Origin of the sequence: Pseudomonas marginalis (genome assembly GCF_001645105.1) — a bacterium.
GTDB classification, from domain to species: Bacteria; Pseudomonadota; Gammaproteobacteria; order Pseudomonadales; family Pseudomonadaceae; genus Aquipseudomonas; species Aquipseudomonas petroselini.
The window spans coordinates 133,464-156,564 of sequence record NZ_LKEG01000026.1; the positions used below are offsets into that span (position 1 = coordinate 133,464).

General features: G+C 60.7%; 18 protein-coding genes. 8 read left to right on the top strand and 10 right to left on the bottom strand.

The genetic code is table 11. The features are described 5' to 3' along the window. Nucleotides 1-28: 28 nt before the first annotated feature. Entirely contained in the window at nucleotides 29-928 is a 900-nt protein-coding gene (locus AO064_RS05605; RefSeq protein WP_064052679.1) for a DMT family transporter, read from the bottom strand. Between the two features lie 52 nt (nucleotides 929-980). After that, a complete protein-coding gene (locus AO064_RS05610; protein WP_064052680.1) occupies nucleotides 981-2,606 on the bottom strand; it encodes a methyl-accepting chemotaxis protein in 1,626 nt (541 codons plus the stop codon). A gap of 389 nt (nucleotides 2,607-2,995) precedes the next feature. Between AO064_RS05610 and aceK the strand changes: the two genes are divergently transcribed. Next, nucleotides 2,996-4,726, top strand: a complete 1,731-nt coding sequence (gene aceK, locus AO064_RS05615) for a bifunctional isocitrate dehydrogenase kinase/phosphatase (RefSeq protein ID WP_064052855.1) — start codon at nucleotides 2,996-2,998, stop codon at nucleotides 4,724-4,726. Between the two features lie 87 nt (nucleotides 4,727-4,813). Here aceK and AO064_RS05620 read toward each other — a convergent pair whose 3' ends face one another. From AO064_RS05620 to AO064_RS05635, 3 genes are all read right to left on the bottom strand, one after another. Beyond that, nucleotides 4,814-5,389, bottom strand: a complete 576-nt coding sequence (locus tag AO064_RS05620; protein WP_046035987.1) for a hypothetical protein — start codon at nucleotides 5,387-5,389, stop codon at nucleotides 4,814-4,816. Between the two features lie 499 nt (nucleotides 5,390-5,888). Then, nucleotides 5,889-7,127 (bottom strand): hypothetical protein, encoded by a 1,239-nt coding sequence (locus tag AO064_RS05625; RefSeq protein WP_147469638.1) that lies wholly within the window; start codon nucleotides 7,125-7,127, stop codon nucleotides 5,889-5,891. Between the two features lie 23 nt (nucleotides 7,128-7,150). Continuing rightward, the gene (locus tag AO064_RS05635; protein WP_064052683.1) at nucleotides 7,151-7,777 is read right to left on the bottom strand and encodes a hypothetical protein; all 627 of its coding nucleotides are present in this window, start codon (nucleotides 7,775-7,777) and stop codon (nucleotides 7,151-7,153) included. Nucleotides 7,778-8,172: 395 nt separating this feature from the next. On the opposite strand from AO064_RS05635, the gene hrpA reads away from it, so the two are divergent. The 4 genes from hrpA (at nucleotide 8,173) to AO064_RS05655 (ending at nucleotide 14,512) form a co-directional block, all read left to right on the top strand. After that, nucleotides 8,173-12,084, top strand: coding sequence for an ATP-dependent RNA helicase HrpA (gene hrpA, locus AO064_RS05640; RefSeq protein ID WP_064052684.1), 3,912 nt, complete (start codon nucleotides 8,173-8,175; stop codon nucleotides 12,082-12,084). A gap of 308 nt (nucleotides 12,085-12,392) precedes the next feature. Next, entirely contained in the window at nucleotides 12,393-13,514 is a 1,122-nt protein-coding gene (locus tag AO064_RS05645) for a beta-ketoacyl-ACP synthase III (protein ID WP_064052685.1), read from the top strand. A 144-nt stretch (nucleotides 13,515-13,658) separates the two neighbouring features. Continuing rightward, a complete protein-coding gene (locus AO064_RS05650; RefSeq protein WP_046035993.1) occupies nucleotides 13,659-14,273 on the top strand; it encodes an RNA polymerase sigma factor in 615 nt (204 codons plus the stop codon). Then, the gene (locus tag AO064_RS05655; protein ID WP_015885283.1) at nucleotides 14,267-14,512 is read left to right on the top strand and encodes an anti-sigma factor family protein; all 246 of its coding nucleotides are present in this window, start codon (nucleotides 14,267-14,269) and stop codon (nucleotides 14,510-14,512) included. The genes AO064_RS05650 and AO064_RS05655 overlap by 7 nt, the downstream gene beginning before the upstream one ends. Nucleotides 14,513-14,618: 106 nt before the next feature. Here AO064_RS05655 and AO064_RS05660 read toward each other — a convergent pair whose 3' ends face one another. Beyond that, nucleotides 14,619-15,962 carry a putative porin gene (locus tag AO064_RS05660; RefSeq protein WP_064052686.1) on the bottom strand — a complete coding sequence of 448 codons (1,344 nt, stop codon included), beginning with the start codon at nucleotides 15,960-15,962 and terminating at the stop codon, nucleotides 14,619-14,621. 284 nt (nucleotides 15,963-16,246) lie between these two features. Here AO064_RS05660 and AO064_RS05665 point away from each other — a divergent pair, with 284 nt between their 5' ends. After that, nucleotides 16,247-17,371, top strand: a complete 1,125-nt coding sequence (locus AO064_RS05665) for a GNAT family N-acetyltransferase (RefSeq protein ID WP_064052687.1) — start codon at nucleotides 16,247-16,249, stop codon at nucleotides 17,369-17,371. A gap of 256 nt (nucleotides 17,372-17,627) precedes the next feature. On the opposite strand, the gene AO064_RS05670 is transcribed toward AO064_RS05665, so the two are convergent. The 4 genes from AO064_RS05670 to AO064_RS05685 all read right to left on the bottom strand — a co-directional run bounded on the left by AO064_RS05670 (nucleotide 17,628) and on the right by AO064_RS05685 (nucleotide 21,851). Next, on the bottom strand, nucleotides 17,628-19,460 hold the full coding sequence (locus AO064_RS05670; RefSeq protein WP_064052688.1) for an ABC transporter ATP-binding protein: 1,833 nt from the start codon (nucleotides 19,458-19,460) through the stop codon (nucleotides 17,628-17,630). Nucleotides 19,461-19,542: 82 nt separating this feature from the next. Beyond that, nucleotides 19,543-20,106 carry a peptidylprolyl isomerase A gene (locus tag AO064_RS05675; RefSeq protein ID WP_015885279.1) on the bottom strand — a complete coding sequence of 188 codons (564 nt, stop codon included), beginning with the start codon at nucleotides 20,104-20,106 and terminating at the stop codon, nucleotides 19,543-19,545. A gap of 3 nt (nucleotides 20,107-20,109) precedes the next feature. Further along, nucleotides 20,110-20,913 carry an alpha/beta fold hydrolase gene (locus AO064_RS05680; RefSeq protein ID WP_064052689.1) on the bottom strand — a complete coding sequence of 268 codons (804 nt, stop codon included), beginning with the start codon at nucleotides 20,911-20,913 and terminating at the stop codon, nucleotides 20,110-20,112. A gap of 14 nt (nucleotides 20,914-20,927) precedes the next feature. Next, on the bottom strand, nucleotides 20,928-21,851 hold the full coding sequence (locus AO064_RS05685; protein WP_015885277.1) for a PA3225 family LysR-type transcriptional regulator: 924 nt from the start codon (nucleotides 21,849-21,851) through the stop codon (nucleotides 20,928-20,930). Nucleotides 21,852-21,900: 49 nt separating this feature from the next. Here AO064_RS05685 and AO064_RS05690 point away from each other — a divergent pair, with 49 nt between their 5' ends. Continuing rightward, nucleotides 21,901-22,215, top strand: a complete 315-nt coding sequence (locus AO064_RS05690) for a 3-phosphoglycerate kinase (RefSeq protein WP_043205731.1) — start codon at nucleotides 21,901-21,903, stop codon at nucleotides 22,213-22,215. A 150-nt stretch (nucleotides 22,216-22,365) separates the two neighbouring features. After that, entirely contained in the window at nucleotides 22,366-22,965 is a 600-nt protein-coding gene (locus tag AO064_RS05695; RefSeq protein WP_064052690.1) for an FMN-dependent NADH-azoreductase, read from the top strand. The last annotated feature ends 136 nt before the right edge of the window (nucleotides 22,966-23,101 follow it).

Genomic DNA, 23,101 nt, shown 5'->3' on the forward strand with positions numbered 1-23,101 from the left:
GGCCACATGAAAACTCTGGCAAGCCCGCTCACCCCAAGCGCGCTGACAGTCTCTTCGGGCGTAACACCAACCACAACGCTCCCGCGATCAATACCCCGCCATACAGGTGTGCCATCGACAACGGCTCATCCAGCAGCAACGCGCCCCACAGCACGCCGAACGGCGGGATCATGAAGGTCACGGTCATCGACTTCACCGGCCCGATGGAGGTCAGCAGGCGGAAGTACAGGATGTAGGCAAACGCCGTGCACACCAGGCCCAACCCCAGCAGCGACAACCACACCTGCCACCCACCCCAGCTGGCGGGCGGCTGGCTGACGGCGCTGTAAGCGAAGAACGGTAACAAGAACAAGGTGGCGCCGAGCATGCTGCCCAGGGCAGAGAGGCGGCTGTCCAACCCTCCGCGCTGATCCAACCAGCGCCGTGCGAGGAACCCGGCAAAGCCGTAACAGGTGGTCGCCAGCAAACACGCGAGCGCGCCCATCAGCAATTCCAGGTCAAACGCCACGGGCCCTGCGCGGGTCAGCACGCCCACGCCCAACAGGCCCAGGCAGACGCCGGCGACTTTCGACGGGGTCAGGCGCTCGCTGAAAAACAGCCCGCCGATCAATACGCCCATCAATGGCGTGGTGGCGTTGAAAATCGCCGAGTAACCCGCCGGCAGCACTTGGGCGGCCACCGAATACATCGTCGCCGGGATCCCGGAGTTGATCACCCCCAAGAGCAACACCGTCTTGAACTTGCCCTGGAAGTCCCATTTCACCCGCATGGCCGCCAGGATCACCAGCAACCCGGCGGCGGCAATCGACACGCGGAAAAACGCCGTCGGTACCGTGCCGATCTCCGGCGCGATGATGCGCATGAACAGGAAGCTCGCCCCCCAAATGGCGGCGAGCCCCAGCAAGTACAAGGTGTCCACAGGTCTCACGGAAAACTCCCCTATCAATAAGGCGGCGAGTGTTGCACGCCGCTTTCATTGATTACAGGACAAACCGCGTCACCAACCCATTCAAATCCACCGCCAAGCGCGACAACTCCTGACTGGCTGCCGAAGTCTGGGTGGCGCCGGCGGCGGTCTGGGTAGACAGGTCGCGGATGTTGACCAGGCTGCGGTCGACGTCGCGCGCGACCAACGCCTGCTGCTCGGCGGCGCTGGCGATCACCAGGTTGCGCTGACTGATCTGCGAAATGGCGGCGGTGATTTTTTCCAGTGCGCTGCCGGCGCTGTTGGCGCGTTGCAGAGTCTGGCCGGCGTGATCGGCGCTGCTGTTGAGCGCTTCGACGGTGTCTTGGGTACCGCGCTGGATACCGACGATCATCTGCTCGATTTCTTCAGTGGAGTCCTGGGTGCGTTGCGCTAGGGAGCGCACCTCATCCGCCACCACCGCAAAACCACGCCCGGCCTCACCCGCGCGGGCGGCTTCAATCGCCGCGTTGAGCGCCAGCAGGTTGGTTTGCCCGGCGATGCCGCGGATCACTTCCAGCACCTTGCTGATGTCCTGGGCCTGCACCGCCAGGCCTTCGGCCTTGTTCGACGCACCGAGCACTTCGTCCACCAGGTTCTGGATCGAGCTGATGGTTTCGCTGATCTGGTAGTGACCGTGCTTGCTGTCCTCGTCGGAAGCCTGGGACGCCTCGGCGCTGGACACCGCATTGCCGGCGACTTCGTCCACCGCCGCGCTCATTTCGGTGACGGCTGTGGCCGCCTGTTCGATCTCATCGTTCTGCGCCTGCAGGCCACGGGTGCTTTGTTCCATCACCGAACTCATCTCTTCGGCAGCCGACGCCAGTTGTTGCGCCGACTCGCTGATGCCGCGGATGGTGCCTTGCAGCTGCGCCTGCATGGTGGCCAGGGCGGTGAGCAACTGGGCGGGTTCGTCCTTGCCGCTGACGGCGATCGGCTGGCTCAGGTCGCCGCCGGCAATGGTGCGTGCCACGGTCAGTGCCTGGCCGAGCGGGGCGGTGATGCTGCGGGTCAGCAGCCACGCCAGCAGCAAGGTGGCGATCAGTGCGACGACGATGATCAGGCCGACAATCCACTGTGCACTGGCGTACATCTGCGCCGCTGCATCCGCCGCGGCCTCGACGCCGTTCTGGTTGAACACGATCAGGTCTTCCAGGCTCTTGTTCAGCACTGTGCCCTGGGGGGCGAGGCGGCTGGTGAGCAGGTCGATGGCGTCTTGCTGTTGATCCTTGTCCACCAGGGCGACCATCTGGGTCACGATGTTGAGGTAGGTGGCCACATTGGCTTTCAACTTATTCAGCAGCTCGCCCTCGCCATCACTGCTCAGCATTGTTTCCTGGCGGTCCAGCAGCCCTTGCAGTTCGCCGCGATGGCGGGTGAGGAGAGCTTTGCTGGTATCGCGCACCCGTGATTCGTCGGTGGTCGCCAGGCGCAACGCCTCCAGGCGGATGCTGGCCACATAGGCCGCGCTGTCGTGGATGTTCTCGATGCTCGGCATCCATGACTGTTCGATGACCAGCGCACTTTGCCGCAGCTTGGCCATCTGGCCCAGGCCGAACATCCCGACAATTACCAGCAAGCTGGCCAACACCGCAAAACTCAGACTGGCACGCAGACCGATCTTCATGTTCCTCAATGACATCTCAATGCTCCTTAGGCGATTAGAACCTGTTCCCGGATCGGTCTTCTGACCTTGTTAGGGTGGGAGAGGGCGCGCTGTATATCAAAGTGCCATCAAGGTAGTAATCAGGGTTTCCCTTAGTTGGATCCAACGCTCTAAGAGGTTCATCAAGACCAGCGCGGCGGGCCCTTTGCCTGCCTCAACCTTCCAAGCCCCAGGGTTGCAGGCGTGCAGGTAAAACTCGCGATAACTCACAGGTGTATTTATTGACCGGATGGTCGACTTTAAAAATTGCAAATAAATGTACGAAATTAACGAACTTGTACAAGCTGGCGAAAAAAATGACCCTTCTCCTGTTTCCGTACACTGGCTAAGCTCAGGGGCTCCAGATGCTCGTCGAGGTTTCCCGCATGTCGCCTTCCGCCCGCGCTATCGCCCAGATGATCCTCGATGGCTTCGACGATTACCGTGAACACTTCCGCCAGATCACCGATGGCGCCCGCGAGCGTTTTGAAAAGGCCCAGTGGCAACTAGCCCAGGCCGCATCAGCGGCGCGGATCAACCTCTATGAAGAGAAGGTCAATGAAGTGACCGCGCGTCTGCATGAGCACTTCGATGACGCCACATTGCTCGACATTGATGCGTGGCCCGTGGTGAAAAGCGCCTACATCGGCCTGATCGACCTGCGCTTCGACGATGAGCTGTCCGAAACCTGGTACAACTCGATCTTCTGCGGCCTGTTCAGCCACGACCTGATCAGCGACGGTTGCATGTTTATCCACACCACGCGGCCCAGCCTGCGCCGGGCACGGGCCGCGCAGACGCGCACCTACACGCCCGCCGGGAACATCCCGCAGATGCTCGCGCAGGTGTTTGCCGACTACCGCTTCAGCGAACCCTACGCGGACCTGGCAGCCGACCTGCGTCGCCTCGAAGTCCAGCTGCGGGAAAACCTGCCGGACTGGGTGTGCAAGGACCCGGACCTCAAGGTCGAGCTGTTTTCCTCGGTGCTCTACCGCAATAAGGGCGCCTACCTTGTAGGACGCATCTACACCCGCGACGAACAATGGCCACTGGTCATCCCGCTGCTGCACCGCGAAGGCCAGGGCATCCAGATCGATGCGCTGATCACCGACGAAGCCGAAGTGTCGATCATCTTTTCGTTTACCCGTTCCTACTTCATGGTCGACGTACCGGTACCGGCGGAGTTCATTGGCTTCCTCAAGCGCATTTTGCCGGGCAAACATATCGCTGAGCTGTACACCTCCATCGGTTTCTACAAGCACGGCAAGTCGGAGTTCTACCGCGCGCTGATCAACCACCTGGCGACTACCGACGATCAGTTCATCATGGCCCCCGGCGTGCGCGGCATGGTCATGAGCGTATTCACCCTGCCGGGCTTCAACACGGTGTTCAAGATCATCAAGGACCGCTTTTCGCCGTCGAAAAACGTCAACCGCGCCACGGTGATCGAGAAATACCGCCTGGTCAAAAGCGTCGACCGCGTTGGGCGCATGGCCGATACCCAGGAGTTCGCCGACTTCCGTTTTCCCCTGAGCAAGTTTGAACCGCAGTGCCTGGCCGAGCTGTTGGAAGTGGCCGCCGGCACCGTCGAAGTGGAAGGCGATACCGTGCTTATCCGTCACTGCTGGACCGAGCGGCGCATGACCCCGCTCAACCTCTACCTCGACAACGCCAACCCCGCTCAAGTGCGCGAAGCCCTGGAAGACTACGGCTTGGCGATCAAGCAACTGGCGGCGGCGAATATTTTCCCCGGTGACATGCTGCTGAAGAACTTCGGCGTCACCCGTCACGGCCGCGTGGTGTTCTACGACTACGATGAAATCTGCTTTCTCACCGAAGCCAACTTCCGTCACATCCCCGCACCGCGCACCCCCGAGGATGAAATGGCCTCCGAGCCCTGGTACTCCATCGGCCCGCTGGATGTGTTCCCCGAGGAATTCCCGCCGTTCCTGTTCGCCGACGCGGGCCAACGCAAGCTGTTCGATGAGCTGCATGGCGAGTTGTACAACGCCGATTACTGGAAGGGCCTGCAGGCCGCGATTCGGGCGGGGAAGGTGATTGATGTGTTTCCGTATCGGCGCAAGGACCCGCAGGATGAAGGGGGGCTGTCGACGTGATCGCGGAGGGCATTGCCCACTGGCTGACTGCGGGTGTGCTGCAGTCAGCCAGGGTTGCCGGTCAATGGTCGCCAATGGCGATGAACGCTAGGCGCCTTCTTTGCGATTTTCTTTGCGGATGTCTTTGAGCCAGGGTTGGCCCTTGCCCAGCGTAGTCAATGTGTCTGTTACGTTGGAGGCGCGGTTTCTGTCAGTAGGGTTGGAGCCACGGGTCTGTACGTCCCGGGCTTGCTTGTAGAGGGACCCCATTTCTTTATTGAATGCCTTATCGGTTTTTTTGTTCTCCCGGTAATCGTTGAATTGGTTGATCGGGTTTTTGCTTCCGGGGCTGACCTCAAGCTTTTTGATCCGTTGTTCCAACAGATTGATAGGGGGTTGGTAGGACGTTTTTGGAAGCGCGGGTGTCGGGAAGTCGACGGGGAGTTTTTCCAGTGCGTCCTTGGTCTTTTTCAGTTGATCGAGTTCTTTTTGCCTGGAGGGGCTCATGGCGGAGTAGGGCTGTTTATCCAGCAGCGGCGCCGATGCGCCAGTGTTGCTTGAACCTTGCGTCCAAGAACTTTGTGTCGAATGGGTTTGAGGCGCAACGTCCTGATGCTTGGTGGCGTATCGGTCTGAGTAATTGTTGGCGCTGCTGTTGGCATAGCGGTCGATGGGTAATGGCATACGAAATCCTTAAGTCACAGTAACGTGTTGAATGGGGCTTAACCGCTGTATTAAGGGCTGTCCATGAAGTTCGTTCCCCGAATGGCGCGGCTTATCGCGTGGAAGTTCGCGATCCTGGTCGCCGTCAGGTTGGTTGCAGGTTCCGACGACTCCCGGTTGTCGGGCGAAGACGATGGCTGCTGTGTATAGGCCGGAGGGAACTCGTATCTGGGAGGGGGCTGCGACTCGTGCGAGCGCGGTTGAGCCTGCATGGCAGTTGAATAGCTCGGCAGGTTGGGGGAGGAAACAGGGGCGTCGATGGGCATAAAGCCTCCGTATCAGGTTGGAATATCCTGGTTGTCCAGACCTCTCTGGATGACTTATTGGGCGCCTGCCAGCGCTTACGGAAAATCGGACTTTTGCTTTTCAACCGTCGGATGAACTGGTCATTTTTTGTAGTAAGAATCTCTGTGGAGTAGCCCCATAAGTCTTTTGCCTACCTGGGTTCATCCCGGCAACGTTAGGGAAGGGACGTGGTTATGTGGTGAATGGCCAGGTGGCTTCTGAGGTCGGTGTAGAGGGTGTGCAGATCGGTATTCAGTTCAGCAATCAGCGCCCGCTGTTTGTTGTCGTCTTTAAGCTGACGGATGGCGGCATGTTTGACATGGGTGTTGTTGGCCGACTGAATCAACGCTTTGAACGCCTGGCGATCCTTGGCGCTGCCGGCTTGCTCCGTGCGGGGAACGGTGTTCAGTTGCACAAAGGCATGTTCGATAACCGCCAGCTCCAGTTTGATTCGCTGATTATTCGGCGAGGTTAAAATCAGCATGGGGTCCATGCCTGCCTCCGAACTGCCATCAAGCCTGCCGTTACGCCAGGCATCGCGTAAATTCGCCAGGGCATTGCGCGCCGCGTTCACCGCTTGTGGCGACAGTTTTTCTCCCGCGCCGTTGCGGTGGGCGGTTTCGAGCGTGCGCTCCAGTCGGTGGAGTGTCAGTTCCACCGGTGCAGATTGATGGTTGCGCTCAAGATTCTGCTCCAAGCGTTTACGCTCCGGGGTGAGGCCAACGGTGGTGGTGAATTGACTGCTGCCTTTCAGGCGCCCCGTTGCCCAGGCGTTGCGGTATTCGGTCAGGGCGTTACGTTGCTTGATAAAGATCTCTTCCTCGACTTGAGACAACGGGTGCGGTTGTTGCTTGATGTGAGCATCCAGCAGGCCCGTCTCCTTATCCAGGGCGTTGACGTGTTTGACGGCCTGTTTCAGGTCTTGCGCGGTCAACCTGCTGTTCAGCGGTGCAGGTAGCAGGACGTGGAGGGGGATCGGGTCCAACTCACTGGACGCTGGAGGGGTGGTGGCCGCCCATGCGGCGCGTCGATCCATCAGGGCGTTGCGTGCTTCCATGCGGGTTGCCAGTTGCTCATTGCGTTGCGCAAGTGCTTGCAGGGGTGTGTTTGCATCCGGTTGCAGGGCAAAGCGTTTGCGGCTTTCCTGGTCGAAGGCCTCAAGCGCCGCGTCGAGCCTTGAAACGTGCATCCAGGCTTGAAGTTGATGCCCTTTTTCCTGTGGCGCACTTTCCGGCATTCGACTCATGGGGCGAAGCAATGCGTGTTCGAGGTTGCGGGTGTTCCCGAGCAGGTGACTGTGCCCTTGATCGACCAGGCTTTTAACCACGGCGCCCTGGATAAAGTGGGTTTGTTGTACCAGTCGGCCCAGGGTGGCGCCGGACTCGGGGGGTGAAAACGGTGTGGGTCTGATCACAGGGGCTTCTCCGGGTGATGGCTTCAGATTCGAGAATTTTTCAGGCCTTCAACCAACCTGTAGACGTCTACCAGGATGTGGTCTGCGTTCAGTGGGTCGGTCAGGTACTTATCCCGGTACTCCGTTTTCGCAACATCCCACAGGTTGTTTATCAATGCTTTCAAAGCGTCCTCCTGCAGTGTTCGCGGGACGGGAGCGCAATGACTGGCCAATTGCGTGCCTATCCGTGATGACCCCGCAAATGCGCCAGCGGCCCAGGCAGACCTGAGCTGATCCAACTTGCGACAAAGTGTCACCACGGTTTGTAAGTCGATGGACGTTCCGCCCTGCTGATCACGCTCCAGCAACAGCGTGCCTAATTGCTCGGCCTGTTCGAGCACATGGTTGAGACGGTCCACATGCTTCACCGCCTGCGCCAGCGCCCTGCCTGATAGGCTGGGTGAAAAACTCACTGGGTCCTCGTCGATGGAAGGGGTGTTTCCCACCTGTTCAGGCAGGGGGCTGTCCCTGCCCATGGCTTGCCAGTAAGTCGGTGCAAGAGACGACGGCCGTCGTGATTCGAGCTGCCTGACCGAATCCGGATGCGTATCTTCGGCGTACATGCCCAACGTATCGACGTAGGTCTGGGCAGCACGTGCGCGCGGCTCCAAGGCAGGATCCTGCTCCGTGTAAGTGGGGGCCGCATGCGAGGTCCATGTCGTTGAGAGGGGGGGCAAATTGGCTGTTGGGCTTGGCATGACGTTTTTCCGGTGCGGGCAGCGTTGGGCATGAAGGGAGGCGTTTTTTGCGTGCCGCAGTAGAGCGCGCCGGGTCATGGGCAAGCCATATAGAAAACCCTGATGGTTGCGTGCGAAAAGTCATGTAAGGGTGTGGGTCGGGACGTTCCCGTCAGGCTCAAACAGCCTGCCACCCTTGTATGAAGCGGTGGTTTTGCGGCTTTGAAATGGCTTGCCTCGTTCACAGCGACTGAAATCTGCGACAATTGCCACCCACGATCACGTCACCGCAGGCTCACCTGCCTCACTAGAAGACCTTTGCGTACCTGATGACTGACCAAGCACCCACTATCGACCAACTGCTCAAAACCCTCGACCACGCCATGCTCGCCGACCGCCACCGCTTGCGCCGGCAGTTGCTTGAGCTGCGCAAGAAGCCCGACGAGGAAAAGCTGGCGCAGTGGGTGGCGCGCATGCAGGCGTCCTGCGCGCAGGTCACGGCGCGGCGCGCCAGCCTGCCTGTGATCCGCTATGACGACAGCCTGCCGATTGCGGCCAAGCGCGATGAAATCAAGGACGCGCTGCTCAAGCATCAGGTGCTGATAATTGCCGGTGAAACCGGTTCGGGTAAAACCACCCAGTTGCCGAAAATCTGCCTGGAGATCGGTCGTGGCCAGTTCGGTTTGATCGGCCACACCCAGCCGCGCCGGATCGCCGCGCGCAGTGTCGCCAGCCGCGTCGCTGAAGAACTCGCCACGCCGCTCGGCGCGCTGGTCGGCTATCAAGTCCGGTTTGAAGACCAAAGTGATTCCAATACCCTGATCAAGCTGATGACCGACGGCATCCTGCTGGCGGAAACCCAGAACGACCGTTACCTCGAACGCTACGACACGATCATCGTCGACGAAGCCCACGAACGCAGCCTGAACATCGACTTCCTGCTGGGTTACCTGAAGACCCTGCTGCCGCGCCGCCCGGACCTGAAGGTCATCATCACCTCGGCGACCATCGACCTGGAGCGTTTCTCCAAGCATTTCGACGATGCGCCGATTGTCGAGGTGTCGGGCCGTACCTTCCCGGTGGACACCTGGTATCGCCCGCTGACCCTGGAACAGGACGAGGAGGGCAACCGTGTCGAAGACGACTTGACGGTCGATCAGGCGATCCTCGCGACCCTCGACGAAATCGCCGCTTATGAGCGCAGCGAGCGGCGCAGCCCCGGCGATGTGCTGGTGTTCCTGCCGGGGGAGCGCGAGATTCGCGACGCTGCCGACATGTTGCGCAAGGCCCAGCTCAAGCACACCGAAATCCTGCCGTTGTACGCGCGCCTGTCGCCGGCCGAACAGCAGCGCATCTTCCAGTCTCATCCCGGCCGGCGCGTGGTGCTGGCGACCAACGTCGCGGAAACCTCGCTGACCGTGCCGGGCATTCGTTATGTGATCGACAGCGGTACCGCACGCATCAGCCGCTACAGTTACCGCGCCAAGGTGCAGCGCCTGCCGATCGAAGCGATTTCCCAGGCCAGCGCCAACCAGCGTAAAGGCCGTTGCGGTCGGGTCGAGCCCGGCATCTGCATTCGCTTGTACAGCGAAGAAGACTTTATCGGCCGTCCGGAATTTACCGACCCTGAGATCCTGCGCACCAACCTCGCCGCCGTGATCCTGCAGATGCTGCACCTGCGCCTCGGCGAAATCACCGATTTCCCGTTTATCGAACCGCCGGACGGCAAGGCCATCAGTGATGGTTTCAACCTGCTGCAAGAGCTTTCGGCAGTGGACCGTAACAGCCAGCTCACCCCGTTGGGCCGCCAGCTGGCGCGCCTGCCGGTCGATCCGCGCATGGGCCGCATGTTGCTCGAAGCCGCCAAGCTCGGCAGTTTGCAGGAAGTGCTGATCGTCGCCAGCGCCATGTCGATCCAGGACCCGCGCGAGCGTCCGCCGGAGCGTCAACAGGCCGCCGACCAGGCCCACGCACAGTGGAAAGACCCGGATTCGGACTTCGCCGGGCTGGTCAATCTGTGGCGCGGCTTTGAAGAGCAACGCCAGGAGCTGACCGCCAGCCCGTTGCGTAACTGGTGTCGCAAGAACTTCCTCAACTACCTGCGCCTGCGCGAGTGGCGCGACTCCCATCGCCAGTTGAGCCTGATTTGCCGCGACATGCAGCTGACCGTCAATAAAGAGCCGGCGGACTTCCCGAAACTGCACAAGGCCGTGCTGTCCGGCCTGCTCAGCCAGATCGGCCAGAAGACCGAAGACGGCGATTACCTCGGCGCACGTCAGCGGCGCTTCTGGATTCACCCGTCCTCGGGCATCGGCAAGAAGCGCCCGCAATGGTTGATGACTGCCGAACTGGTGGAAACCACCAAGCTGTATGCGCGCATGGTCGCCAAGATCGACGCGGACTGGATCGAGCCGCTGGCCGGGCACCTGATCAAGAAAAACCACTTCGAACCCCACTGGGAGAAGAAGCGCGGCCAAGTCGTGGCCTTTGAGCAGATCACCCTGTTCGGCCTGATTGTGGTCGGCCGCCGGCCGGTGCATTACGGGCCGATTGACCCGGTGGTGTCTCGCGAGCTGTTTATCCGCGAAGGCCTGGTGCGTGGCGAGATCCAGTCGCGAGCCAAATGCCTCACGGCCAACCAGCAGTTGCTGGAACAGCTCGACGAACTCGAAGCCAAGGCGCGCCGTCGCGACATCCTGGCGGATGAAGAAACCCTGTTCGCCTTCTACGATGCGCGCTTGCCGGCGGAGATTCACCAGACCGCGACCTTCGACAGTTGGTACAAGGTCAACAGCCAGAAAGACCCGCAACTGCTGATCATGCGCGAGGAAGATGTGCTGGCCCGCGAAGCCAGTGAAGTCACCGCCGCGCATTACCCGGACACCCTGCACCTGGGCGACCTGGAACTGGCCTTGAGTTACCACTTCGAACCCAACCACCCGCGTGACGGCGTGACCCTGCGCGTGCCGGCTCCGTTGCTGCCGGCCTTGCCGCCGGAGCGCCTGGAGTGGCTGGTGCCGGGGGTGATCGAAGCCAAATGCATTGCCCTGGTGCGCAACCTGCCCAAGGCGCTGCGCAAGAATTTCGTGCCGGTGCCGGACTTCGTCAAGGCCGCCCTGCAACGGATCGAGTTCGGCCAGGGCTCGTTGCCCCAGGCGCTGGGCCGTGAATTGCTGCGCATGACGGGCGCGCGGGTCAGCGATGAAGCCTGGGCCGAAGCCGCGCAGCAGGTCGAAAACCACCTGAAGATGAACCTGGAAGTGGTCGACGGCGAGGGCAAGTTCCTCGGCGAAGGCCGCGACCTGGCTGAACTGACGGCGCGCTTCGCCGGGGCCAGCCAGGCCGCGTTGGCCGTGCCGCAAACCGCGAAAAGCCAGCAGCCGGTCGAGGCCAAAGTGTTTGCGGCGGTAGCGGAAAAGACTCAGCAGAAGATCGCCGGGCTGTCGATGACGGTGTACCCAGCACTGGTGGAAGACAACGGCACGGTCAAGGAAGGGCGCTTCTCCACCGCCGCCGAGGCTGAATTTCAGCATCGCCGCGCCTTACAACGCTTGCTGATGCAGCAACTGGCGGAACCGGCGAAGTTCCTGCGTGGCAAATTGCCGGGTCTGACCGAATTGGGGCTGATGTACCGCGAACTGGGGCGCATCGATGCGCTGGTGGAAGACATCCTGTTGGCCAGCCTCGACACCTGCGTACTCGAAGGCGAAGCCAGCCTGCCGCGTGATGGCGCCGGTTTGGCGGCCTTGGCCGAGCGTAAGCGTGGCAGCTGGACCGAGCACGCCGAGCGTTTGGCGCGCCTGACCCTGGAGGTGCTGAAACTCTGGCACGGCCTGCAAAAACGCTTCAAAGGCAAGATCGACCTGGCCCAGGCCGTGGCCCTGAACGATATCAAGCAGCAACTGAGCAACTTGGTGTATCCCGGTTTTGTGCGGGAAACCCCGGCGCAGTGGTTCAAGGAGTTGCCGCGTTACCTCAAGGCCATCGAATTGCGCCTGGAGAAACTGCCGAGCCAGGTGCAAAAAGACCGGGTATGGAGCAGCGAGCTGGGCGGGCTGTGGACGCAGTACGAAAACCGCCTGAAAAAGCACACCCAGGAAGGCAAGCGCGATCCGCAGCTGGAGCTCTATCGCTGGTGGTTGGAGGAGTATCGGGTGTCGTTGTTTGGCCAGCAGTTGGGCACCAAGGTGCCGATTTCCGACAAGCGTCTAAGCAAGCAATGGAGCCTGGTAGAGGCCTGATATTTACACGGTTTCCAGGGCAATACAGGTCCAGTGTGGGAGGGGGCTTGCCCCCGATTGCGGTCTGTCAGTAAAGGATGTGTTGACTGGCCCACCGCTATCGGGGGCAAGCCCCCTCCCACAGATAGCGCCAAATTTCGAGGTTTGTGGCAAACTTCGCGGTTATAAATGCCGGGATCGTCGTGAAGGGCTACGGCGCGATGGAATAAAGCGACGCCAGTTTGATGTCCGCTGCGCGGCATTGGACTACCTAAAGTTTGGTACGACGGTACCAATATCTTCTGCCTGACAGATTTAGAGGAACGACCGTGCATAACGTCGTCATCAGCGGCACTGGCCTGTACACCCCGGCCAACAGCATCTCCAACGAAGAGCTGGTGCAGTCTTTCAATGCTTACGTGCATCAGTTCAACAGCGATAACGCCGCCGCCATCGAGCGCGGTGACGTGCAGCCGCTGACCGAATCCAGCGCGGCCTTCATCGAGAAAGCCTCGGGCATCAAGAGTCGCTTCGTGATGGACAAAGACGGCATTCTCGACCCGCAGCGCATGGCCCCGCGCCTGCCCGAGCGCAGCAACGATGAATGGTCGGTGCTCTGCCAGATGGCCGTCGGCGCCGCCGAGCAAGCCCTGCAACGCGCCGGTAAGACTGCCGCCGACATCGACGGTGTGATCGTCGCCTGCTCCAACCTGCAACGCGCTTACCCGGCCATCGCCATTGAAGTCCAGGAAGCCCTGGGCATCGAAGGGTTTGGCTTTGACATGAACGTGGCCTGTTCTTCGGCCACCTTCGGCATCCAGAACGCCGCCAATAGCATCCAATTGGGCCAGGCGCGGGCGATCCTGATGGTCAACCCGGAAGTCTGCACCGGGCATCTGAATTTCCGCGACCGTGACAGCCATTTCATCTTTGGTGATGCGGCCACTGCCGTGGTGCTGGAGCGCGCCGACCTGGCGACCTCCGAGCATCAGTTCGACGTGGTGAGCACCAAGTTGCTGACCAAGTTCTCCAATAACATCCGCAACAACTTCGGCTTTCTCAACCGCGCCGCGGAAGAGGGCGTCGGCGCGCCGGACAAGCTGTTCGTGCAGGAAGGCCGCAAGGTGTTCCGTGACGTATGCCCGATGGTGGCGGAATTGATCGGCGTGCACTTGGAAGAGAACCAGTTGAACGTGGCCGATGTGAAGCGCTTCTGGCTGCACCAGGCGAACCTGAGCATGAACCACCTGATCGTGAAAAAACTGCTGGGCCGCGAAGCCTCGGTGGAAGAAGCGCCGGTGATCCTCGATACCTACGCCAATACCAGCTCGGCGGGTTCGGTGATTGCGTTTCACACCTACCAGGATGATTTGCCCAAGGGCTCCGTGGCAGTGCTCAGTTCGTTTGGTGCGGGCTATTCGATCGGCAGCGTGATCCTGCGCAAGCGCTGATTGGTCGGTCGGACTCGGTCAAATGTGGGAGCAGGCTTGCCTGCGATAGCATCACTGCGGTGTGACTGATACACCAAGGTGTCTGCATCGCAGGCAAGCCAGCTCCCACAGGAATCGGGTTTCCACGGTGGAATCGAGGTAGACATGGCAGCAGCGGACGACGCGCACCTGCTTGAACGCCTGCTCAAGGGTGAGCAGCGGGCCTACAAGGAATTGGTCACCACATACCAGAGCGCCATGCGGGCGGTGGCCTATGCCATCGTCGGCCAGCGCCACGCCGACGAAGTCGTGCAGGACGCCTGGCTGTCGGTGGTACGCAACCTGGCCAAGTTCGAAGGGCGCTCCAGCCTCAAGACCTGGCTGCTGACCATCACCGCCAACGCCGCCAAGGGCCGCTACAAGCAGAACCGTCGTGAGGTGTTGCTCGACGATTTGCCTTCGCCCCATGGCACCATCGGTGACGAGCGCTTTTCCCCGGACGATGGCCACTGGGCCGTCGCCCCCTACGCCTGGCATCAAGACACCCCGGAAGCGCTGCTGACCGAAGATGAACTGCGCCAATGCCTGGAGCATACGTTGCTGAGCCTGTCGGAGTTGCAAAGCAGCGTGCTGGTGCTGCGTGAACGCCAGGGCCTGGAGCTGGAAGAGATCTGTAATCTTCTGACGCTGTCGCTCTCCAATGTCCGTGTGCTGTTGCATCGGGCGCGGCTTAAAGTCTTCGCCTCGGTGGAGCATTTTGAGGAAACGGGCGAATGTTGACCTGTAAAGAGCAAGTGGCACGTTCCAGTGACTACCTCGACGGGCAATTGACCTTTCGCGAGCGTCTGCTGGTGCGTCATCACTTGATGTTCTGCCCGAACTGCCGTCGGTTTATCCGCCAGATGCGCCTGCTGCAGGCGACGCTGAAGATCATGCCGGATGAGCCGGTAGAGGGTGTGGATGCCCTGGCGCAGCGGCTGGCTGCCGAGCGGCTCAAGGATCACAAAGGCGGGGAATAAGCAGGCTCGCGTGGTTGAATCGGACGGATGATGGGGACCGATCCACCCACGCAAGGCTGTAGAGCCACCTCGGGCCGTCCTGGCCCAAGGCTTATGACGCGTGCAGTTAGAACTTGGCTTCTGCGTCCAGCTGGAAGGTGTTGGCTTTCGCGCTACGGTCCACGAGTGTGCGGCTATAGGTGTCGGTCTTGGTCAGGAAGTAGGTGGCGCCGATGGCGAAGTTCTTGTCGATGTCATAGCCGACTTTGAACTTGTGGCCACGGGAGCCGGTGAAGCCGCCGCCGAAGTCCGAGTCGGTAAAGGCACCCACCACGGCGTTTTTCTCTACGTCGCGATAGTTGTAGTCCAGGTTGAAGCCGAACACCTTGGACTTGGCACCCAACAACCAGGCAGTGTCGGCATCGTCGATAGCGTCGTTGTTTTTTACGTACTGGCCGTAGAACGCCAGAGGCACTGCCAGGCCACCGATATCGACTTGGCTGAAACCTTCATACAAGCGGAACTCGCCGTTTGGCGTGTTGCCGTTGGTCGCCAGTACGTTCGGGGTGCTGGTCCCGGAGGCACGGCTGTCTTCGTCGTTCTGGTAGGCGTAGATGCTGCCGCCCAGGGTCACTTTCAGGTTGTCGGTCACCGAGAAACGGGTGCCCAACTGGCCGGTGGTCAGGCGCAGGTCGTGGCGGTACTGCACGCCGTCACCGTCCACGTTGTCCTTGAGGTTGTAGTTACCCAGGCTGCCGAACAGCTCGGCGCTGCCACCCAGTGGGTACTTGTAGGTGACTGCCAGGCCTTCGGGGTTGATGTCGCTATCCCAGATCACGTCGCCCATGTTGACCCACGGCTGCAGCATTTTGCCGCCAATGATGTGCAGGTTCTTGATCTGGTCGGGGTGGTAGTCGATGTAGCCGAGGTCCAGCCAGATCGATTTTTTATCGAAGTAGCCGTCCAGGTCCTGGTTGGTGGAGCGCGCATCGCTGCCGCCGCCGGTGGCGATACGAATACCGGTGTCCACTTGCGGGTTGATCTCGGTGTAGGCGCCGAGGCGCGCACGGATCCGTTCGCGATCTTTATCACGGCCGGTGACGCCGGCGCGGGTGACGCCATTTTCGCCTTCGACCTTGATGGTCTCGTGGCGCATGCGCACATCACCCTTGAACTGAGTCTTGGCGGCCCAGGCCAGCTTCTGGTCGAAGCTGCTCAGCTCGTTGGTTTTTTTCGCGGTGGCCGCGATCTGTTCGTTGGTCTCTTGTTGAGCTTGCCGTGCGATCTGCTGTTCTTTCTGGTCTCTGGCCAATTCGCTTTGCAGTTCAGTGTACTGCGCAGCGGTGATCTGGCCGTTGGCCTTGAGCATGTCGAGCAATTTAGCGTCGACTGCAGCGCTGGCCGGAACGCTCAGGGCCAGTAACAGGCCGCCGCACAGGACCGCCGCAGTTTTAGTGGAAGCAAGACGCATATCAATCTCCGAAAGTGAGGAGGGATGGCAAACCATCCAGGACACAACCGACCGATGACGGACGGAACACATAACCACCTGATAGAACCAGGCGCTCTAAAAACAGGCGTCAGTATCACGATCGTTTATGACGCGGCAGTGGCTAAGTGATGTCATCTACATGACAAATTATTCATCTTCGGAACTATTGGTTTAGAGCCTTGTCTCGCGAATCGGGGGTGTGCGAAGGCCGGCGATCAGCGATACTCGCCAAGCTTTCACGCCCTGAAGTAGTGAGGATGCCGATGCCGTTGCAACGCCTGGACAGCCTGTCCGAAATCGCCCCGCAAGCCTGGGATTCGCTGGTGCCACAGGCCCAGCCGTTCGTGCGCCATGCGTTCCTGAGCGCGTTGGAAGACAGCGCCAGCCTGGGCCCGCAATCGGGCTGGCAACCGGAGCATCTGTTGCATTGGGAGGGCGATCGACTGGTGGCGGCGTTACCCAGTTATCGCAAGTGGCATTCCTACGGCGAGTACGTGTTTGATCACGGTTGGGCCGATGCCTGTGAGCGGGCCGGTATCGAGTACTACCCCAAGCTGCTGACGGCGGTGCCGTTCAGTCCCGTGGGTGGCCCACGCCTGTTGGCGGTCCGTGCCGAGGACGGTTTCGAGCTGCTCAAAAGCCTGCCGGGTTACCTGGAAATCGAAGGGCTCTCCAGTGCCCATATCAACTTCACCGATGACCTGGCCGATGAGGCACTGGCCCAACAACCGGGCTGGTTGCAGCGCCTGGGGTGTCAGTTTCACTGGCAGAACCGCGGCTACCGCGACTTCCAGGACTTCCTCGACGCCTTGAGTTCACGCAAGCGCAAACAAATGCGCAAAGAGCGTGAACAAGTGGCGGGGCAGGGGATCGACTTCGAGTGGCTGCAAGGTCATGAACTGAGCGAAGCCCAGTGGGATTTCGTCTACGCCTGCTACGCCAACACCTACGCCGTGCGCCGCCAATCGCCCTACCTGACCCGCGCGTTTTTCAGCCTGTTGGCCGAGCGCATGCCCGAATCGATCCGCGTGGTGCTGGCCAAACAAGGCACACGCCCGGTGGCCATGGCCTTCAGCCTGATCGGCGGCGACAGCTTCTATGGCCGCTACTGGGGCTGCCTGGCAGAGTTCGATCGCCTGCACTTCGAAACCTGCTTCTACCAGGGCATGGACTACGCCATCGCCCACGGCCTGCAACGCTTCGACGCGGGGGCACAGGGCGAGCACAAGTTGATTCGCGGGTTTGAACCGGTGATTACGCGCTCGTGGCACTACCTGCGCCATCCGGGGTTGAAGAACGCCGTGGAGGATTTCCTTGAGCGCGAGCGGGTGGGGATTGTGGCGTATGCCGAAGAGGCGAGGGCAGCCCTGCCTTATCGGCAGGTGTAAAGGGCGTGATATATGCTGCTGTGTGCGCGAGTGCAGAAAAACGGGCAGGTATTTGTAGTGAGCGGGCTTGCCCCGCGCTGGGTTGCGAAGCGACCCTGACCAGGGCACTGCATTCTTTCAGGAAAGCCGCAGTGCCAGGGGTTGGGGCTGCTGCGCAGCCCAGCGCGGGGCAAGCCCGCTCACCACAGCAGGCCCGCTCACCACAGTAAGCCTGCTCACCACAGTAGCCTGCTCCCCCATTTAGAAAGCCGTGGCATCAGTCGATGCCGACAAACCCCCCGGTCTGGTGCTGCCATAACCGCGCATACAACCCGCCGTGTTCCAGCAATTCGGCGTGGCTGCCGCTCTCGGCAATCTGGCCTTTCTCCAGCACCACCAGGCGGTCCATCCGTGCAATGGTCGACAAGCGGTGCGCAATCGCGATCACTGTCTTACCCTGCATCAGGGTCTCCAGGCTTTCCTGGATCGCCGATTCCACTTCCGAGTCCAGCGCCGAGGTGGCTTCGTCCATGATCAGGATCGGCGCGTCCTTGAGCAGCACGCGGGCGATGGCAATGCGTTGACGCTGCCCGCCGGAGAGTTTTACCCCGCGCTCGCCCACGTGTGCGTCCATCCCGGTACGGCCTTCGGCGTCCGACAGCAGCGGAATGAACTCATCGGCGCGCGCCTTGTGCACCGCCGCCCAGAGCTCTTCATCGGTTGCATCCGGCTTGCCGTATAGCAAGTTGTCGCGGATCGAGCGGTGCAGCAGCGAGGTGTCCTGGGTGATCATGCCGATTTGCTCGCGCAGGGTTTCCTGGGCGACCTCGGCAATGTTCTGGCCGTCGATCAGGATGCGCCCGCCTTGCAGGTCATAGAGACGCAGCAGCAGGTTGACCAGGGTCGACTTGCCCGCACCGGACGGGCCGATCAGGCCGATTTTTTCACCGGCCTTGATCTCAAGGTTGAGGCCGCCAATGATCCCGCTCTTCTTGCCGTAGTGGAAATCCACCTGCTCAAAGCGCACTTCGCCATGGGGGACGCTCAGGCGCGGGGCGTTGTCGCGGTCGATCACGGCCAGCGGCTGGGCGATGGTTTTCAGACCGTCCTGCACGATGCCGATGTTTTCGAAAATTCCGTTGACCACCCACATGATCCAGCCGGACATGTTGACGATGCGAATCACCAACCCTGTGGCCAGGGCGATGGCTCCCACGGAAATCAGCGACTGGGTCCACAGCCACAACGCAAGGCCGGTGGTGGTGACGATCAGCAGGCCGTTCAGGACCGTGATCACCGCATCCATGCTGGTGAGCACGCGTGCGGCCAATTGGGTCTTTTCGGTCTGCTCGATGATCGCTTCCTTGGCGTACTCCTGCTCATTCTGCGTATGGGCGAACAGTTTCAAGGTGGTGATGTTGGTGTAGCCGTCGACGATACGCCCCATGAGTTTGGAGCGTGCTTCGGAGGAGATCACCGAACGTTCCTTGACCCGCGGCACGAAGTAACGCAAGGCCAGGCAGTAACCAACGATCCACGTGATCAACGGGATCATCAGCCGCCAGTCGGCTTCTGCAAACAACACCAGGGAGGTGATCGCGTAGATCGACACGTGCCAGATGGCTTCCGCCGTCGCTACCGCCGAGTCACGCAACGAGTTACCGGTTTGCATGATGCGTTGGGCAATACGCCCGGCGAAATCGTTCTGGAAGAAGTTCAGGCTCTGCTTGAGCACGTAGCTGTGGTTCTGCCAGCGGATCAGGCTGGTCATGCCAGGGTTGATGGTCTGGTGCACCAGCAAGTCATGCAGGCCGTTGAAAATCGGACGCAGGAGCAGGGCGACCACGGCCATCCAGATCAGCTCAGTGCTGTGGATCTGGAAGAAGTTCGCCGGTGGCGTGCCCTGGGCCAGGTCGATGATGCGGCTGAGGTAGCTGAACAGCGCCACTTCGATCAGGGCGCCGACCAGGCCCACCACCAGCAACGCGGCGAAGCACGGCCACACTTGGCGCAGGTAGAAGAGATAGAAGGGCAGGACTTTATCGGGAGGAGCGGCGCCAGGGGCATCGCGGAAAATATCGATCAGTTGTTCAAAACGACGATAGAGCATTAGGGTTGACGCCCGCCGCGCGGGCTCTCCTGTTCAAATGCGCGCGCGGCCTTGTGGGCTGCGCGCGGAACTACCTGTTATCTCAGTCGATGCGCTTGGCCGACTTGATGTACACAGGATCGATTGGCACGTTCTGCATGCCCTGCTTGGTGGTGGTCTGCGAGTTGACGATCACATCAACGACGTCCATGCCCTTGACCACTTTGGCGAATACCGCGTAACCGCGATCACGGCCTGGGTCGAGGAAGGCATTGTCGGCCACGTTGATGAAGAACTGGCTGGTGGCCGAATCCGGGTCACTGGTACGCGCCATGGACAGGGTGCCACGTACGTTATGCAGGCCGTTGTTGGCTTCGTTCTTGATCGGTGCATCAGTGGGTTTTTGTGTCATTGCCTGGGTGAAACCGCCGCCCTGGACCATGAAGCCTGGGATCACGCGGTGGAAAATCGTGTTGGTGTAGAAGCCTTTATCGACATAGGCCAGGAAGTTCTTGGTGCTGATCGGCGCCTTGACCGGGTCCAGTTCGATCTCGATGTCACCGTTGGTGGTAGTGATCAATACGTGGGGCGCCTTGGCCGGCTGGGCCGCCATCAGGTTAGCAGCGAACAAAACAGAACCGGCAAAGAAGGCGATTTTTTTCAGCATGGGTCAGTGATCCTGGGTAGTGGTTTCGACTGTCTTTAGAAAATCGAGCAGGGTTGCGTTAAAGACTTCGGGTTGATCCAAGGGCGTGGCATGGCGGGAATCTTCGATCACCACCAGTCGCGCATCGGGCAGCAGTTTTACATAGTTTTCTTTCTGCGCCACGGGGGTGTAGTCGTGGTCGGCGCTGATGACCAGGGTTGGACAGGTTATCCTCGAAAGTCGTTCCTGCACGCCCCAGCCCACAATCGCATCGAAGCTGGCGAGATAAGCACGTTTGTCGTTTTTTGCCCAGCGCTCGGCCATCTTGCGGCGCAGGTCGGCCTGGTGCGGTTTGGGGAATAGCCGTTCACCCAGCGCATTGCCGATGGTGGCCAGGCTGAGCACCCGCGCGAGGGTCCAGCGTTTGGCCCACTGCCAATAGTCGTCGGCACTGCGCACCTTGACCTCGGGCGCGCTATTGACGATGCACAGGCTTCTAACGAGCGCAGGCTCGTCCACCGCCAATTGGAAGGCGATCATGCCGCCCATCGACAAGCCCACCACATGCGCCGGCGGCAGGTGCAGGTGCTCGATAAGGGCGAGCACGTCGTCGGTGAACCCTTGGATGCTGTAGCGTTCGCGCGGCTTATCCGAGCGCCCGTGGCCACGCACATCCACCACGATCAGGCGGTAATGCCTGGCCAGCACCGGAACCTGCAACTCCCAATCCTGGCTGCTGGAACCCAGGCCGTGGATCAGGATCAGCGGCGTGCCGTGGCCGTATTCCTCGTAGTGCAGGCTGCAGCCTTCGTGGTCGAACCAGGCCATCGGTGAACTCCGTTTCAGGCCTGCCGGGGCGCGGCGAAAGGCGCGTCCAGCGGGGCGGTGTCAAAGGTGCGCAGCAGTTCCACGAGGATCTGCGTCGCCGGCCCCAAGGGTTTGTCCTTGTTGGAATACAGGTAGAACGTGGGGTGGCGGCTGCCGCCCTGTTCCAAGGGTAGCTGCTTGAGCACGCCCTCGGCGAGTTCGCGTTCGATCATGTGCCGAGGCAACCAGGCGAAGCCCAGGCCGCTGCCCACAAAGGCGGCGGCGGTGGCCAGGCTGCCGACGGTCCAGCGCTGTTCGGCGCCGAGCCAGCCGACGTCGCGCGGTTGCTGGCGGCCGGAGTCGCGGATCACCACCTGCATCTGGCTTTCCAGGTCCTGGAAGCTCAGTTCGCGGTGCATGCGGTGCAAGGCATGTTCGGGATGGGCCACGGCGACAAACTCTACGTCGCTCATTTCCGTGCCCAGGTAACCGGGGATGCTGAAGCCGCAGATCGCCAGGTCGGCGACGCCCTCGATCAACAACTCCTCAACGCCCGACAACACCTCTTCACGCAGGCGCACCCGGCAACCACGGCTTTGCGGCATGAACGCGGTGAGCGCGCGCACGAGGCGTGCGTTCGGATACGCCGCGTCCACCACCAAGCGTACTTCGGCTTCCCAGCCCTGCTCCATATGGTGGGCGAGGTCTTCCAGTTGGCTGGCGTTTTTTACCAATTGCCGGGAGCGGCGCAGCAGCACTTCACCGGCGTCGGTGAGGACCGCCTTGCGCCCATCGATGCGCAGCAGCGGCACGCCGAGCTGGTCTTGCATGCGGGCCACGGTGTAGCTCACCGAGGATTGCGAACGGTGCAGCGCTTCGGCCGCCTGGGCGAAGCCACCATGGTCGACCACGGCTTGCAGCGTGCGCCATTGATCGAGGGTAACGCGGGGCGCTTTCAAGATGGGTTCCTCTTGTCCTAAGCTGGCGGTCCTTATTGGAGACTGCCGAATGAGAAAATTCTGTTGTGTGTTGCTGGCGCTGCTGCCGATGAGCGCGTTTGCCTACCCCATCGACGTGACTAAAAAGATCGACGGCGTGAGCATCGATTACACCGCCTCCGATGTGGACGGCGATATCAGTTCGATCCAACTCAATAACTACGGCACCCAGGACGCCGTCTGCTCGGTAATCTTCACCAACGGCCCGGAAGCGCCGCGTCGCAGAACGGTCACGGTGCCGGCAGGCAAAAGCACCAACACCACGGTCAAGTTCAACCGCGCCATTATCAAGATGCGCATTGCACTGACCTGCGCACCCAAGTAACGCTGCAGCGGAGCATGCCCACGGCGCACTCCGCCTATAAACAAATTTATAGATGGGTTATAGCAGTTTTTTGCGCTTTTTAATCGAATTGGCTCTGTTTAATCTTCACTCCATCGACTTACAGCAATTACAGATGGAGCCTACAACGCCATGTCCAATGTTCTGATCATCGAAAGCAGTGCCCGCCAGCAGGATTCGATCTCTCGCCAACTGACCCAGCAGTTCATCAGCCAATGGCAGGCCGCCCACCCGGCGGATCAGATCACCGTGCGTGACGTGGCCCTCAACCCGGTGCCGCACTTGGACGCCAACCTGCTCGGCGGCTGGATGAAGCCGGCGGATCAGCGCAATGGCCACGAACAGGCGTCCCTGGATCGCTCCAACGAATTGACCGACGAACTGCTGGCCACCGACGTGCTGGTAATGGCCGCGCCGATGTACAACTTCGCCATCCCCAGCACCCTCAAAGCCTGGCTGGACCATGTGTTGCGGGCCGGCGTGACCTTCAAGTACACCGCCACCGGCCCTCAGGGGCTGCTGACCGGCAAGCGTGCCGTCGTGCTCACCGCTCGCGGCGGCATCCATACCGGTGCCAGCTCTGATCACCAGGAACCCTACCTGCGTCAGGTCATGGCGTTTATCGGGATTCACGATGTCACGTTCATTCACGCCGAAGGGGTGAACTTGAGCGGGGACTTCCAGGAGAAGGGCATCAACCACGCCAAGGCGCTGCTGGCACAGGTCGCTTGATCCTTTAATCGCCACATAATCGCGCAGTGTTTATATCGCTCCACGCAAACCCTTCAAGTACGCGTAACGAACCTCCCTTTGCACTTTTGCTCCTGAGTGCTACCGCCCGACTGACGCTTTAGCGAGGTCGGGTTTT